General features: G+C 69.8%; 13 protein-coding genes. 8 read left to right on the top strand and 5 right to left on the bottom strand.

Translation table 11 applies throughout. From position 1 onward, the window contains the following. Positions 1-32: 32 nt before the first annotated feature. The 3 genes from IAI54_RS23940 to IAI54_RS23930 all read right to left on the bottom strand — a co-directional run bounded on the left by IAI54_RS23940 (position 33) and on the right by IAI54_RS23930 (position 3045). On the bottom strand, positions 33-1040 hold the full coding sequence (locus IAI54_RS23940; RefSeq protein ID WP_187969561.1) for an Ig-like domain-containing protein: 1008 nt from the start codon (positions 1038-1040) through the stop codon (positions 33-35). A 187-nt stretch (positions 1041-1227) separates the two neighbouring features. Beyond that, on the bottom strand, positions 1228-2055 hold the full coding sequence (locus IAI54_RS23935) for an IclR family transcriptional regulator (protein WP_187969560.1): 828 nt from the start codon (positions 2053-2055) through the stop codon (positions 1228-1230). A gap of 81 nt (positions 2056-2136) precedes the next feature. Further along, complete coding sequence (locus IAI54_RS23930; RefSeq protein ID WP_187969559.1) at positions 2137-3045, bottom strand: cupin domain-containing protein; 909 nt, start codon at positions 3043-3045, stop codon at positions 2137-2139. Positions 3046-3237: 192 nt separating this feature from the next. Here IAI54_RS23930 and IAI54_RS23925 point away from each other — a divergent pair, with 192 nt between their 5' ends. The 8 genes from IAI54_RS23925 to IAI54_RS23890 all read left to right on the top strand — a co-directional run bounded on the left by IAI54_RS23925 (position 3238) and on the right by IAI54_RS23890 (position 10435). Continuing rightward, entirely contained in the window at positions 3238-4236 is a 999-nt protein-coding gene (locus IAI54_RS23925; protein ID WP_187969558.1) for a TRAP transporter substrate-binding protein, read from the top strand. A gap of 90 nt (positions 4237-4326) precedes the next feature. Then, entirely contained in the window at positions 4327-4896 is a 570-nt protein-coding gene (locus IAI54_RS23920) for a TRAP transporter small permease (protein ID WP_187969557.1), read from the top strand. A gap of 4 nt (positions 4897-4900) precedes the next feature. Next, positions 4901-6175: a TRAP transporter large permease gene (locus IAI54_RS23915; protein ID WP_187969556.1), complete on the top strand. Its 1275-nt coding sequence runs from the start codon at positions 4901-4903 to the stop codon at positions 6173-6175. A 36-nt stretch (positions 6176-6211) separates the two neighbouring features. Continuing rightward, on the top strand, positions 6212-6994 hold the full coding sequence (locus tag IAI54_RS23910) for an HpcH/HpaI aldolase family protein (RefSeq protein WP_187969555.1): 783 nt from the start codon (positions 6212-6214) through the stop codon (positions 6992-6994). A 31-nt stretch (positions 6995-7025) separates the two neighbouring features. Further along, positions 7026-7970, top strand: coding sequence for a DUF6282 family protein (locus tag IAI54_RS23905; RefSeq protein ID WP_235679163.1), 945 nt, complete (start codon positions 7026-7028; stop codon positions 7968-7970). A gap of 24 nt (positions 7971-7994) precedes the next feature. Then, positions 7995-8924 carry a 3,5-dioxohexanoate:acetyl-CoA acetone transferase gene (kce, locus tag IAI54_RS23900; RefSeq protein ID WP_187969554.1) on the top strand — a complete coding sequence of 310 codons (930 nt, stop codon included), beginning with the start codon at positions 7995-7997 and terminating at the stop codon, positions 8922-8924. Positions 8925-8946: 22 nt separating this feature from the next. Continuing rightward, entirely contained in the window at positions 8947-9669 is a 723-nt protein-coding gene (locus tag IAI54_RS23895; RefSeq protein WP_187969553.1) for an NAD(P)H-dependent oxidoreductase, read from the top strand. Between the two features lie 19 nt (positions 9670-9688). Then, positions 9689-10435 carry an SDR family NAD(P)-dependent oxidoreductase gene (locus IAI54_RS23890; protein WP_187969552.1) on the top strand — a complete coding sequence of 249 codons (747 nt, stop codon included), beginning with the start codon at positions 9689-9691 and terminating at the stop codon, positions 10433-10435. 22 nt (positions 10436-10457) lie between these two features. Here IAI54_RS23890 and IAI54_RS23885 read toward each other — a convergent pair whose 3' ends face one another. Next, positions 10458-12350, bottom strand: coding sequence for a bifunctional sugar phosphate isomerase/epimerase/4-hydroxyphenylpyruvate dioxygenase family protein (locus IAI54_RS23885; RefSeq protein WP_187969551.1), 1893 nt, complete (start codon positions 12348-12350; stop codon positions 10458-10460). 427 nt (positions 12351-12777) lie between these two features. Continuing rightward, positions 12778-14241 carry a hypothetical protein gene (locus IAI54_RS23880; protein ID WP_187969550.1) on the bottom strand — a complete coding sequence of 488 codons (1464 nt, stop codon included), beginning with the start codon at positions 14239-14241 and terminating at the stop codon, positions 12778-12780. Between the last annotated feature and the right edge of the window lie 28 nt (positions 14242-14269).

Genomic DNA, 14269 nt, shown 5'->3' with positions numbered 1-14269 from the left:
TCGGGCAGGAGGGGATGGTGTTCCTGCGCGGATCAGGGCGCGATGCCTCCGGCGGCGCTGGCGGCGACGGTTCTCTCCCCTTCCGGAAGGACCGCATGCGCGCGCCGCGGCGCGAAGGCCGAATGGGGCGACGGCCAGGAGCCGACGAGAGACGTCGCGGCCACCAGCCGGGTGGTCGTGCGGCCGTCGGCGAGGGCGCCGAACGGGCTGACGTCGTCGCATGGCCGGCCCTCGGCGATGGGGCTGCCGAGGAAGAGCGACCGTGCCGTCCGGCGGGCCGGGCCGGCCCGCGCGACCAGATCGACCGCCGGCGCGGCGGACGGAGCGGGCTTTTCCACCTCCTGACGGAACGTCGCCGACGACTGGAGGTGCATCGTGTCCGGCCAGTAGTCGGCACTGAACGCATGGCTTCCCTCGGCCAGTCCCCCGACGGTCAGCGTCGCCTTTCCGCCGGCCAGGGGCAGGAGGCGGTCGATCGTCGCCGAGCGCAGGCGGACATGGCCGAGCGGAACCGCCGAGGCGCCCTGCGAGGCCACCGTCACCGTCAGTTCGACGTCGGCGCCCGGGCGGCTCGGCGACCCGCTCGAGGTCACCGACACGGAGCTGGCAAACAGCAGCATCCCGGCGTCGTGCGCGGTCCCGCCCAGATGCGCCGCGTCGCCGGCATAGACGGCCTCGACGGCGAAGGGGCCGGGAACCGCGGGGAAACCGACGCGCGCCGTGGCAGACGAGCCGGTTCCCGCCGCCGGCGACAGCCTCAGGCTCTGTTCGACGACGCTTTCGCCCGCCATGCGGATCGTCAGATCCACCGTGCCGCTCGGTGCGGCCCCGCCGTCGTCGGACTGGACCGCGACGGTGAGGAACTGCGTGCTGCCGGCGCGCAGCATGGACCCGGGGGTCACGATCGACACCGTCACCGGCGCCTGTCCGGCGGCATCCGCGCCGGTGGGCGGGTGACCGGCCGCTGCGAACCCCAGGGCGAAGACGAGCAGGATACGCATCGCGCGCGCTGGCAGGCGCATGGCGGCAAACGTCTTCATTCCCTACTCCTGCGGTTGCAGCACGGGGCATTCCCCCACGGCGCCCCCTCGGCGACGATACAACCTGGACGGGTTTTCATGCATCCCCGGATTTGGGTATGTCCCCGATTTTTTTCGAGGCTTCGCGACGACCGGCCTCCGCCCGCGGCCGGCGGGCCGCAGGCGGACGTGACCGGAGGACGAAGCGTCAGGGCTTGGGGCGATAGCCCAGGTTGCGCGAGATCTGCTCGGCTGCGGCCACCACCTCGCGCACCTGCTCGGGCGTCGGCGATTCCGGGATGAACTGGACGGAATCGGTGATCGCCACGGCCCCGACATAGGCGCCGAGTGCGTCGAAGATCGGCGCGGCCAGCGCGCTCAGCCCGATCACCGCCTCGTTGCAGGCCGTCGCCCAGCCCCTCCGGCGGATCGCGGCGATCTCGGCGCGCAGGCGTTCGGGGTCGGAGATGGTGTAGGCGGTCAGCATGGGGATGCCGTCGTCGATCAGCTTCGGCAGCAGGCTCTGGTCGCCGAAGGCGAGCGTCAGCTTGCCCTGCGCGCTCGACGCGAAGCCGAGGATCGAGCCCGGCTTGACGCTGATGTCGATGTTCGAGCGGTTGGGCATGATCAGCAGGATGCGGTTGCCGTCGCGCTCGGGCTGGCTGATGGCCACGGCGTGGCCGAGCCTGTCGCGCAGTTCGCGCGCGCTCTGCCGTGCCGCCGAGGCGAGTTCGAAGCTTTCGGAAACCGCATGCCCCAGCACCATCAGGCGGGCGCTGATCGAATAGCGTTCGCTTTCGTCGTTGCGCAGCAGATAGCCGGCCGAGACCAAGGTCTGCAGGTGCCGGTGGATCCGGCTCTTCGGCGTGCCGAAGGCACGGGCGAGTTCGCTCACCCCCACCGACGTCTGGCACTGGGCCACGTATTCGAGGATTTCGAGCGCGAAGACGACCGCCTGGACGCCGCCTTCGCCACGCCGCGCAGCCGGGGCGGCCGCCGCGCCTTTCGCCTCGATCCCGTCCTGCCCGCTCGGCATGCCCGCTCCCGCTCGTCCCGTTCCCGGCCCAATATAGGGGCCGGATCGCCTCGTTTCAGTCCTGTACCACGAGCGGCGGCGTCAGGCGTCGGCCGGCATCGGGTATTCGTCGGCATTCAGCACCCAGCCCGGCTGGCGCGAGAAGTCGAAGCGCGGCGGCGCGAAGAGATCGACCAGCTGGTTCAGCCCCGCCTCCATGCCGCGCGAGGTGTGGATAGCGGGCGGCGGAATGACGATCAGCGACGGCGAGGCGAGATGCGGATGCTCGTCCTCGCGCCAGACGTTGAGGTTGGTCGTCCAGGGCCAGCGCAGATGATGGGTGAAGGAGCCGTCGAGCGCGAGCGACCCCTGCTCGAAATCGTCGTGATGGTGCGGCGACAGTTTTTCGATGTCGCGCGGCCCGTGCTGCGGGTCGAGATAGTTCACCATCACCGTGGTGCAGCGGAAGATGCGGCCGAAGCGGCCCGTCTGCGGCGGCACGTCGAGGCCGTAGGCGCGGATCCTGAAGCCGCCGACCGGGTCCGGCCATTGCCTGAACGGCGGGATGCGCGGATGCTCGGCCGCGAACGAGGAGGCATTGGCGCAGGCGGCGTTGAGGTCTGGGGACTGCGCCGAGAACACCCGCGTGACGCGCCCGCCCGCCGGCAGCACGATACGGCTGTCGCCCGGCGGCAGGATGACCAGCGAGAAGCCGGCGACCGACATATGCTCCCCGTTCGCCTCGACCTCCGCGCCCTTGTCGCGGTCCGGCAGCAGCAGCACGTATTCGTCGACCTGGCCGTTGCGCTCCAGCACGGCGCCCGGTTCGGCTTCGCTGTAGGCCACCACCATGGCCTGGCCGCGGGTCATCCACGTCTTCGACCGTTCCGCCACCAGTTGCGGCGCGTCCTCGTAGTAGCGGCCGATCTCGGCCGGCGTGAAGGCACCTGCCGCCGTCACCGTCGGCACCGCCGCGGCGAGGCGGGATCTGGGGTCGCTCGTGTCGTACATGGTGGGCCTCCTCCGGTCCAGTATATACGTTCCGTATGACGGAACAGCGTTCTGCAATTTCAGGATTCGCCCGCGGGAATGTCAAGCCAAGAATTCCTGACGTGCGTTCTTGACAGCAGCGATCGGTCATCGGATCATTATCAGAACGTCGTTCTGCACTACGAAACAGACGTGGGAGGAGAGGAAATGCCTATGGTTACCCGACGGGACGTCTTCGGTTACGCGGCCGGCATCGGCGCATCGCTGGCGATGCCCGCCATCGCGCGCGCCGCGCCGGTCAACATGCGGCTCGCCCATGCCGCCAACGAGATCCACCCCGGCCACATCGCCGCCCTGGAGTTCAAGAAGGCGATCGAGGCGCTGCTGCCCGGCGCGACCAACATCACCATCTTCCCGAACCGGCAGCTCGGCGACGACAAGCAGAACCTCGAATCGGCTGTCGCCGGCACCAACGAGCTGTGCGGCACCTCGGGCGTGCTGTTCCCGCTCGTCACGGGGCGCCCCGCGCTCGACGCCTATCAGCTGCCTTTCCTGATCCGGGACTACGACCACTTCCAGAAGCTCGCCACCAGCGACATCGGCCAGAAGGTCCTCGACGACCTCGCCCCCGGCGGGCTGGTCGGGCTGCAGACCACCGACATCGGCCAGAGGCACTTCCTCTCCGCCGGCAAGCCGGTGACCTCGGTGGCGGACTTCGCGGGCCTGAAGACGCGCATCGTGCCCGTGCCGCTGCACAAGGCGATCTGGGAGACGGTCGGCACCGCGCCCGTCGGCCTGCCCTACGGCGAGGTCTACGGCGCGCTGGAGACCAAGGTCATCGACGCGGTGGAGATCAACGTCTCCTCGATGCTCGGCGAAAATCTCTGGGAGGTCGGCAAGAACTTCACGCTGACCGGCCACTACCCGTGGCACAACGTCATTGCCGTCAACAAGGCCTTCTTCGACGGGCTGCCGGCCGAGATCCAGCAGGCGATGCGCCAGGCCGGCCGCGACTCGATCGCGCCGACCCTTGCCTACACCAAGAACCAGGATCTCACCGGCCGCGACGAACTGCGCGCCAAGGGCGTCGAGATCCACGAGCTGGCGAGCCTCGCCGAGATGCAGGACAAGGTCGCGCCGATCGTCGAGCAGTGGAGCGCCAAGTCTCCTCTCATCGCCGAGTTCGTGGCGGCGGCACGCGCCTCCGCCTAGCCGTACCGCCGACCGCACCCGACCCGTTGGCCGGCGCTTCAGCGCCGGCCGCTCCGTCCCGCGCGCCCAGGAACAGGTCCAGGAACAGGCATGACCGAGCACCCCGCCGCCGCGCGTACCGGCCCCGTCGGCTGGTACATGCGCGCCATGCGCTTCCTCGCGGGCACGTCCATGCTGACGATCGTCGTCATCATGACGGCGCAGGTTGCCGCACGTTACCTCTTCAACGCCTCGCTGATCTGGGCGGAAGAACTCTGCCGCGTGCTTCTGGTCTGGCAGACCTTCCTCTTCGTCGGGCTGGCCTACCAGCGCGGCGAACTCGTCGCCGTCGACGTCCTGCCCGAACTGCTCACGCCGAAGCTGCGCCTCGCCCTGAAGATCCTGGTCAGCATCCCGGTGCTCGCCTTTCTCGGGCTGATGGCCGTCAACGGCTACGACTATGCCTCGCGCTTCCAGAACCAGGTGATCCCGGCGGTGGATTTCATCTGGATGTCGGTCACCGGCGACGGGCTCGGCGTCTCGGTCTTCTGGGTCTACGTCTCCGTCTGCGTCGGCTCGGCGCTGCTTGGCCTGCACGTGGTCGCCTCGATCGTCGGCGACGCGCTCGACATCCGGGCCGGCCGTGCGGCGCCCTCCACCCTTCATCCGCACGGGGAGTAGCGCCATGGGCAGCTTTTTCGGCGCTTTCTTCCTGCTCCTCGTCACCGGTGTTCCCATCGCGCTGGCGCTCGGCATCGGGGGCGTCGGCTATCTCTATCTTTCCGGCAATGGCGGCGTGATCCTCGCGCTGCCGCAGCGCATGATGGCCGGCGTCGACCAGTTCATCCTGCTGACGATCCCGCTCTTCCTGCTCGCCGGCATGCTGATGAACGTCGGCGGCATCACCGACCGCATCGTCGGCTTCGCCCGCGCCATGGTCGGGCACCGCAAGGGCGGCATGTCGTCGGTGACGGTTCTGTCGGCCGGCTTCTTCGCCGGCATCTCGGGCAGCGCGACGGCGGAAGCCTCGGCGCTCGGTTCCATCCTCATCCCCGCCATGCGGCGCCAGGGCATCCCGCCCGCCTACGCGGCCGCGCTCATCGGCGTCAGCGCCGTGGTCGGCCCGATCATCCCGCCCTCGATCACCATGATCGTCTACGGCGTGCTGTCGGGCGCCTCGATCGGCCAGCTCTTCCTGGCCGGCGTCGCGCCGGGCATCCTCATCGTGCTCGGCCTGCTGATCTATGCCAGCTGGCGCGCCCGGCGCGACGGGTTCCCGGTGACGGAAAAGATGGACTGGGCGGAGCGGCGCGCTGCGACGCTGCGGACGTTGCCCGCGCTCATCCTGCCGCTGATCATCGTCGTCGGCATCAAGGCCGGCATCTTCACACCGACCGAGGCGGCCGCGGTCGCCGTCATCTACGCGCTCCTGATCGGCTTCATCTACCGCGATCTCACCGTCTCGCGGGTCTGGGAGGCGATGATCGCCACCACGATCGCCAGTTCCGCGATCCTGTTCATCACCGCGATGGCCAGCATCGTCGCCTTCGTCTTCACGCTCGAGCAGGTTCCGACGACGATCGCCTCCGCGGTGCTGTCGATCAGCGACGATCCGATCGTCATCCTGATCCTGCTGAACATCGTGCTCCTGATCCTCGGCATGTTCCTCGAGCCGATCTCGATCCTCATCCTGACCATGCCGATCCTGATGCAGTTCCTGAAGATCATCGGCATGGACCCCGTGCAGTTCGGCGTGATGGTGGTGCTCAACGTGGTGATCGGCATGGCGACGCCGCCGGTCGGCATCCTGCTGTTCATCGTCTGCGCCACCTCGGGGCAGCCGCTGACGGCGGTGGCGAAGGAGGCGATGCCGCTGATCGGCATCTGCCTGTTCGTGCTCTTCCTCGTCGCCGCCATCCCCATGATCTCGCTCGCCCTGCCGCACGCCATGCTGCCGTGAGCCTCCAATGACCGTCCGAACCGCGAAAGACATGCCATGACCGCCGCCCCCGCCCCGAACCCGAGCTTCCGCCAGCGCTTCCTCGCCGGCGAACTGCTGGTCGGCACCTTCATCAAGACGCCCGCGACCCATCCGGTCGAAATCCTCGGCCAGATCGGCTTCGAATTCGTCATCCTCGACGAGGAGCATGCGCCCTGGGACCGGGTGACGATCGACGGCGCGCTGCTGGCCGCGCGCGCCTCCGGCACCGCCGGCATCGTGCGGGTGGCCGAGCCGACGCCGTCGAAGATCCTCGCCGTCCTCGACGACGGCGCCACCGGCGTGATGGTGCCGCACGTCTCGTCCGCCGCCAAGGCGCGCGAGATCGCCGCCGCATGCCGCTATCGCGGCGGGAAGCGCGGCTTCTCCAACACCACGCGGGCGGGCGGCTTCGGCGCCGTCGGCCTGTGGGACCATGTCGACCGGCAGGACCGGTCCGTCACCTTCATCGCCATGATCGAGGATCGGGAGGCGCTCGACGACATCGACGCGATCGTCGGCACCGAAGGCCTCGACGGCGTCTTCATCGGGCGCGGCGACCTGACCGTGGCGCTGGGCGCCGCGTCGATGGATGCGCCGGACGTCCGCGATGCCTGCGACCGGATTCTCGCCGCGGCGAAGAAGGCCGGCAAGCCGGTCGCCGTGATGGTGGCCAGTCCGCAGGAAGCCGCCGGCTTCCGCGAGCGCGGCGCGACCACCTTCATCGTCGCCTCCGACCAGGGTTTCATGCGCCAGGCCGCATCGCGCCTCTATGGCGACATGCGGGCGCTCGGCGCCTGACGAGAACGACACGAGGAAAGGAACTCAGACCATGGCCGACAGCACCACCGCCTATCCCACGATCGTCCCGCTCGAGCCGATGGCGCCTGCACGTGCGGCGGAAGTCGCCGAACTTCTCGTCGACGCCGTCGACCTGCACTGCCACTCCGGCCCCGCCGCCATGCCGCGCATCCTCGGCCACCACGAGGCCTTCCAGATGGCGCTCGACGCGGGCTTCAAGGCGCTTCTCTACAAGGACCATTACTACGTCGGCATGCCGCATTGCGCGGTGCTGAAGGAGATCTATCCCGACGCGCCGATCGAGCTCTATTCCGGCGTGGCCTTGAACAACGCCTCGGGCGGCATCAATCCGCATGCCGTCGACCATTCCATCAAGCTCGGCGGCAAGATCGTCTGGTTCCCAACCTTCGCGGCGAAGAACCACATCGAGGCCTATGCGGCCAAGAGTTTCCCGAAGACCGCCAAGCCGATGCTGCCGCCGATCCCGCTCAGCGTGCTCGACGCCAACGGCCGGCTGATCGACGAGGCCAAGCAGATCTGCGACCTGATCGCCGAGGGCGACATCATCCTGGCCGGCGGCCATCTGCACGTCTCGGAACTCTTCATCCTGTTCGAGGAGGCGAAGCGGCGCGGCGTCACCAAGATGCTGGTCAACCATCCGAGCTACATCATCGGCTGTTCCGACGAAGACATCCGCGGCCTGGTCTCGCTCGGCGCCTACATGGAGCATTCGATCTGCATGTTCGTGCCGAGCCGCGCCAAGCAGCACGAGACCGCCGACCTGATCCACATGATGGAAGTCGCCGGCGTCGACCGCACCGTGCTCGGCTCCGATCTCGGCCTCACCCAGGCGCCGAAGCCGGTCGACGGCTATCGCCAGATCGTCTCCGACCTGCTCGACCACCAGGTGCCGAAGGCCGACATCAAGACGATCATCTCCACCAACGCGTCGAAGCTGCTCAACCTCGCGGCCTGAGCCGCGAACCCAAGGAGGCCCGCCATGGCGAGACGCAAGGTCATCATCACCTGCGCGGTGACGGGATCGATCCACACCCCGTCGATGTCGCCGCACCTGCCGGTCACCGCGCAGGAGATCGCCGATGCGGCGATCGGCGCGGCGGAGGCGGGCGCGGCCATCGTGCACCTGCACGCGCGCGACCCCGAAACCGGCCTGCCGGACCAGTCGCCGGCCGCCTTCGAGCCGTTCCTCAAGGTGATCAAGCAGCGCTCCGACTGCGTGGTGAACATCACCACCGGCGGCGCCTCGACGATGACGATCGAGGAGCGGCTGCAGCCGGTCGCCAGCTTCAAGCCGGAGGTGGCCTCGCTCAACATGGGCTCGATGAACTTCGGCCTCTACCCGATGCTCGGCCGCTTCACGGAATTCCGGCACGACTGGGAGCGGCCCTACCTGGAAGGCTCGCGCGACCGCATCTTCAGGAACACCTTCGCCGACATCGAGAACATCCTGACCACCTGCGCGGAGAACGGCACCCGCTTCGAGATCGAGTGCTACGACATCGGCCACCTCTATACGCTCGCCCATTTCGTCGACCGCGGCCTGGTGAAGCCGCCCTTCTTCGTCCAGAGCGTGTTCGGCATCCTCGGCGGCATCGGCGCCCATGCCGAGGACGTGGCGCACATGAAGCGCACGGCCGACCGGCTGTTCGGCGACCAGTATTCCTGGTCGGTGCTGGGCGCCGGTGCCAACCAGATGCGGATCGCGGCGCAGTCCATCGCCATGGGCGGCAACGTGCGCGTCGGGCTGGAGGATTCGCTGTGGGCCGGTCCCGGCCGCATGGCCACCTCGAACGCCGAGCAGGTGCGCATCGTGCGCGGCCTCGTCGAAGGGCTCGGACTGGAGGTCGCGACGCCGGCGGACGCGCGCGACATCCTCCAGCTCAAGGGCGCCGACAAGGTCGCGTTCTAGCAGGCAGGCCCGGGAAACCCGCATGACCAACGTCCTGATCGTCTACGCCCATCCGGAGCCGACATCCTTCAACGCCGCGCTGTGCGCCCGCGCAGCCTCCGCGCTGACGGCGGCCGGCCACGACGTGACCGTGTCGGATCTCTATGCCGACGGCTTCAATCCCGTGGCCGGCCGGCACGATTTCACCGCCGTCGCCGACGCCGGCCGCTTCCACTACCAGACCGAACAGGCGCATGCCGCGCGCCATGGCGGCTTCTGCGCCGAGCTCGCGCGGGAACAGGCCCGCGTCGACGCCGCCGATCTCGTCATCCTGCAGTTCCCGCTCTGGTGGGGCGGCGTGCCGGCGATCCTGAAGGGCTGGGGCGAGCGGGTCTTCGCCTACGGCGTCGGCTATGCCGACGGGCTGCGCTTCGAGACCGGCGTGTTCCGCGGCCGGCGCGCCATGGTGTCGATGACCACCGGCGGAACGACCGCCCGCTTCGGCGCCGGCGCGGTCTATGGCGATCTGGAGCGCCAGGTGCTGTGGCAGATCCAGCATCTCGGGCTCGAATACATGGGCTACGAGGTCGAGGAGCCTTTCGTCGCCTATGGCGCGCCGCGCGTCGACGCGGCCGGGCGCGCCGCCTATCTCGACGACCTCGAGCGGCGCGTGCTGGCGGCGGCGGCGAAGCCGGTGGACCGAAGCCTCAAGACCGCCGATCCGCTCGCCGTCGTTCCGGGCAACGCATGGGCGGGCGCACGATGAATTCCGGGAGAGCATCCGCATGAGCGAACGATCCTTCGAAGGCAAGGCCGTGCTCGTCACCGGCGGGTCGCGCGGCATCGGCGCGGCGGTCGCGCGGCGCTTCGGCAGCCTCGGCGCGCATGTGGCGGTCGGCTACCGCTCCGGCAGGGACGCCGCCGAGGCGCTGTGCGCGGAGATCGGGGCGGCGGGCGGAACGGCCGTGGCGGTGGCCGGCGACGTCGCGGTCCCGGCGCAGGCGCAGGCGATGGTCGGCCGCGCGCATGATGCCTTCGGCCGGCTCGACGTCCTGGTCAACGCCGCGGGCGTCGGCCCCTATTTGCCGCTGGCCGAAATCGACGAGGCGCACTGCCGCGCGATCTTCGACACCAACGTGCTCGGCACCATCATGCTGACGCAGGCGGCAGCGCCCCTCCTGCCCTCGCCCGGCGGGCGCATCGTCCACTTCGCCTCGCGGCTGGCCTTCAACCCGCTCCCGACGAGTTCGGTCTATTCGGCCTCGAAGGCGGCCGTCGTGACGCTGGTGCACGGCTTCGCCCGCGAGCTCGGCCCGCGCGGCATCACCGTCAACGCGGTGGCGCCCGGCGTCATCGAGACCGACATGACGGCCGACATCCTGCGCGAGCGCGGCGAGCAGATCCTCGCCGCCACGCCGCTGCGCCGCATCGGCCAGCCCGACGACGTCGCCGGCGTGGTCACCTTCCTCGCCTCGGCGGACGCCGGCTGGGTGACGGGCCGCACCATCATCGCCGATGGCGGGCTGAACTGACGATCCCGGTCCCCGCCCGGGGCTATCCCCGCGGCATGCCCTTCGGGCGCATGCGGCGCTTCTGCGCGGCGATGCGGAAGGGCGCATTGGGGCCGCCATAGCCGTCATAGACGCTGCGCCGTTCCACGATCTCGAAGAAGAACCCTTCGCCGACGATCGGGCTGTAGATCTGGAAGTACTCTCCCGTCTCGTCGCGGTCGTAGAGGATGTTCTCGTCGCGCAGCCGGTCGGCGAAGTCGGGATCGAGGCCGAAGCGCGCCTCGAGGTCGTCGTAATAGTTCTGCGAGATCGCCAGCGGCTCGAGCCCGTTGGCGCGCAGGGCGGCGGCGGCGGCGAAGATGTCGCCGGTGGCGAAGGCGATGTGCTGGATCGCCGAGCCGAAGGTCTCGGCGATGAAATGGCCGGCCAGCGTGCGGCGGTTCTCCGCCCCGTTCAGCGTCAGCCGCAGCGAACCCTCGGCATTGCCGATCGCCTGGCTGCGCACCAGCCCGGCCGGATCGACGATGTCCACCATCGGCGTCTTCTTCATCCGGAAGATGGAGGTGTAGAACAGCCCCCAGCTCAGCATCTCGTCATAGTCCATGGTCTGCGCCACGTGGTCCACGCGCGTCAGCCCGACGTCGGCGGCAGGCGGATCGCCGGCGACCGGATCGAACTCGATGTCCCAGACCCGCGCGAGATCCGACGTGCCGTCGATGAAGTAGAGGATGCCGCCGCCGAGGCCGTGGATGGCCGGAATGGCGAGTTCGCCCGGCCCCGGCGCCTGCTCGAAGATCTCCGCTCCCAGCGCCTTCGCGCGCGCCACGGTCGCACTGGCGTCGCCGACCTTCAGCCCGAGCGCATAGGCCGAGGTGCCGCGCACGAGGAAGGAGGAATGGGCGAACCCCTCGCGCTCGGTGTTGACGACGAGGTTGATGCCGCCCTGCCGGTACAGCGTGACCGCCTTGGACTTGTGCCTGCCCGCGACGCGGAAGCCGAGCGCGGAAAAGAGCGCGCCGAGGCGCGCCGCCTCGTCGGCATCGGCGGCGAACTCGACGAACTCGACGCCTTCGGCCGCGATGCGGTCGGGGATGTCGGGCGTCGCGATGGCGACATCGGGCTCCAGCCGCCGCACCTGGTCCATCAGCGCGACGAGGGAGCGCCGGCCGTCGACGGCGATCGAGCGCGGCGAGCCGCCGCGGAACTGGTCGTTGAAGACCTCGAGCGACAGCGTGCCCGCATAGCCGGTCGCAGCCACCGCGCGCATGAAGTCGGTGACCGGCAGGTCGCCCTCGCCCGGCATGTTGCGGAAATGCCGGCTCCAGTAGAGCAGGTCCATCTCGATCTGCGGCGCGTCGGCCAGCTGGACGATGAAGATGCGGTCGCCGGGGATGGAACGGATCGAATTCGGATCGATGCGGCGGGCGAGCGTGTGGAAGGAATCGAGGATCAGGCCGATGTTGCGGTGGTCGGCGCGGCGCACGATCTCCCAGGCGTCGCGATGGTCGCTGACGTGGCGGCCCCAGGCCAGCGCCTCGTAGCCGACGCGCAGGCCCCGCTTCGCCGCCCGCTCGCCGAGTTCGCGGAAATCGGCCGCGGCCCGGTCGATGCCGCCCAGCGAAAGGGGCGAGACGTTGGAGCAGACCAGCATCAGGTCGGTGCCGAGCTCGGCCATCAGGTCGAACTTGCGCTCGGCCCGGTCGAAGGTGCGCGTCCGCTGCGGCTCCGGCATGCCCTCGAAGTCGCGGAACGGCTGGAACAGCGTGATCTCCAGCCCGTGGTCGCGCACCATGCGTCCGACGTCGGCCGGCGAGCCGTCGAAGGCGAGGAAATCGTTCTCGAAGATCTCGACCCCGTCGAAGCCGGCAGCGGCGATGGCGGCGAGCTTCTCGCGCAGGTCGCCGCTGATCGAAACGGTGGCGATGGAGGTCTTCATGTCGGGTCTCCTTCCGGCGCACGGGTCTGGTCCGCCCTCAGGCCGGGACGGCTCGTCTGCAACGGAAGCCGCAGACCCGCCATGCCGTTGCCTGTCCGTACCGCGGTCCCGGCCGGATCCGGCGAAAGCGGGCAGCTGCGTCGGCGACATCGGCGCGGGCGCCGGTCCGCGCAAACCGCATGGGCGGAAATCGCAGGTTCGCAATCATAACGCAAATACCAAGGATGCGATGGGAGATAACGGGATGTTATGTTCCAGCCTGGTCGGCGGAAAGACGTGCTCCGGCTCGGGCGACGCTCGCGGCTATGGCGGGATTGGCCATCCCGCGGAGCGCGGCGCCGTGCCTGTTCCGCCGCTGCAGCGATGACGCGTCACCACCCATGGAGGACCGCTGCCGTTCCTCGTGCCGACTGTTCTGCAAAGGTGCTCAGTCGAGCGCGAGCCGCACCAGCGTGATGTGGGAGCGACCGCCGGCGGCAGCGGTCGAGCCCGCCAGCACCAGGCGCCCGTCGCCGTCGAACACCATGCCGTTCGCCTCGTCGCCGCCCGCGCCGAGCGAGACGTCGAGGACGGCGGCGGGCGCGCCGGCAGCCGTGTAGCGAACCACCGCCATGCCGGTGCGGTCGCCGTCCTGACGGTAGCCCCCGACGAAGACGGTGCCGTCGGCTCCCAGCGCCAGCGCGGTCGCCAGGTCGTCGACGCCGCCGAGCGGGGTGGTGACGAACCCGTCCGCCGTGCCGTCGGCGCCTTCGCCGGCGCCGAATCCGATGTCCGGCGTGCCGTCGGCATTCAGCCGCGCCACGACGAGGCTGGAGCTCCCGTCCCCGGCGACGGTGGTGCCGGCAACGACGATCTTTCCGTCCGGAGCGATGGCGATGGCGCTGGCCGTCTTGTCGCCGTCGCCCGCCGGTACCGCGACCACACCGGCTGAATTGCCGTCCCGCGCCGTTCCGAAGCCCGCATCCAGGGCGCCCGACGCCGTCAGGCGAGCGACGACGATGCCGGCGCCGTCGTCGGCGACATGCGACCCCGCCACGAGGATCGATCCGTCGGGCGCGAGCGCCAGCGCGTCGGCGCGGTCGTCGCCGGCGCCGAGATCGATGGCGACGAATCCGTCCGGCATGCCGTCGGCGTCGCCATCGGCACCGAAGCCTGCGTCGGGCGTACCGTCGGAGGCGAAGCGGGCCACGACGATGTCGGCGTCGTCGCCGCGCAGGCTGTCGCCGGCGACCACGATGGTGCCGTCGGCCGCCACGGCCACGCCGCGCAGCACGTCGTCGCCTTCTCCCAGCGAGACGGAGAGGACGCCATTGCCTGCCGCGCCGAAACCGGCGTCCGGCAGGCCTGCGGCATCGAGCCGGAGAAGGAACATGTCGCTGCTGGCGCGTTCGACGTGATGACCGGCGACCAGGATCTTTCCGTCCGGCTGCACCGCGACCGCCGTGGCGACATCGTCACCATCGCCCAGCGAGACGTCGACCACGCCGTCGGGCGTGCCGTCCGCGTCGCCATCGGCCCCGAAGGCGCGGTCGGGCGTGCCGTCGGGCTCGTAGCGGAGAACGACGATGTGCTGCGCGCCGCCGGCATCATGGTTGCCGACCACGACCAGCTTGCCGTCGGCGGTCCGGGCGATCGCCGCCGCCATGGCATTGCCTTCGCCGAGCGACGGAGAGACCGTACCGACACCGAAGCGGACGCCGATCCAGCCCTGTCCCTGCAGCGCGCTGGCCGGGCCCGATGGGCAGGCGGAGACGAGTGCCGCGGCGCATGCGCCGGCCAGCACGACCCGGCGGGCCGGCAGGCGGAGCGGACGCCGGCGCGTGTGGCGCCCCGCCGCCGGGCACTCCGCCGCCGCGTCGCCGCATCCGATGATTGCACGTCCGTCGACCATTGGCGGGGGTCCCCGTATTCGCTAGGAT

This window comes from Aquibium microcysteis (assembly GCF_014495845.1).
Lineage (GTDB): Bacteria > Pseudomonadota > Alphaproteobacteria > Rhizobiales > Rhizobiaceae > Aquibium > Aquibium microcysteis.
The sequence above is the reverse complement of the archived record's forward strand: the minus strand, read 5'-3'. Positions and strand labels throughout refer to the sequence as shown.

Bases quoted from the DNA above. Each gene is read 5' to 3' on its own strand.
- IAI54_RS23935 (WP_187969560.1), bottom strand. From the start codon at position 2,055: ATGCCGAGCGGGCAGGACGGGATCGAGGCGAAAGGCGCGGCGGCCGCC.
- IAI54_RS23910 (WP_187969555.1), top strand. From the start codon at position 6,212: ATGACCGCCGCCCCCGCCCCGAACCCGAGCTTCCGCCAGCGCTTCCTC.
- IAI54_RS23885 (WP_187969551.1), bottom strand. From the start codon at position 12,350: ATGAAGACCTCCATCGCCACCGTTTCGATCAGCGGCGACCTGCGCGAG.
- IAI54_RS23925 (WP_187969558.1), top strand. From the start codon at position 3,238: ATGGTTACCCGACGGGACGTCTTCGGTTACGCGGCCGGCATCGGCGCA.
- IAI54_RS23915 (WP_187969556.1), top strand. From the start codon at position 4,901: ATGGGCAGCTTTTTCGGCGCTTTCTTCCTGCTCCTCGTCACCGGTGTT.
- IAI54_RS23920 (WP_187969557.1), top strand. From the start codon at position 4,327: ATGACCGAGCACCCCGCCGCCGCGCGTACCGGCCCCGTCGGCTGGTAC.
- IAI54_RS23940 (WP_187969561.1), bottom strand. From the start codon at position 1,040: ATGAAGACGTTTGCCGCCATGCGCCTGCCAGCGCGCGCGATGCGTATC.
- IAI54_RS23905 (WP_235679163.1), top strand. From the start codon at position 7,026: ATGGCCGACAGCACCACCGCCTATCCCACGATCGTCCCGCTCGAGCCG.
- IAI54_RS23930 (WP_187969559.1), bottom strand. From the start codon at position 3,045: ATGTACGACACGAGCGACCCCAGATCCCGCCTCGCCGCGGCGGTGCCG.
- kce (WP_187969554.1), top strand. From the start codon at position 7,995: ATGGCGAGACGCAAGGTCATCATCACCTGCGCGGTGACGGGATCGATC.
- IAI54_RS23890 (WP_187969552.1), top strand. From the start codon at position 9,689: ATGAGCGAACGATCCTTCGAAGGCAAGGCCGTGCTCGTCACCGGCGGG.
- IAI54_RS23880 (WP_187969550.1), bottom strand. From the start codon at position 14,241: ATGGTCGACGGACGTGCAATCATCGGATGCGGCGACGCGGCGGCGGAG.
- IAI54_RS23895 (WP_187969553.1), top strand. From the start codon at position 8,947: ATGACCAACGTCCTGATCGTCTACGCCCATCCGGAGCCGACATCCTTC.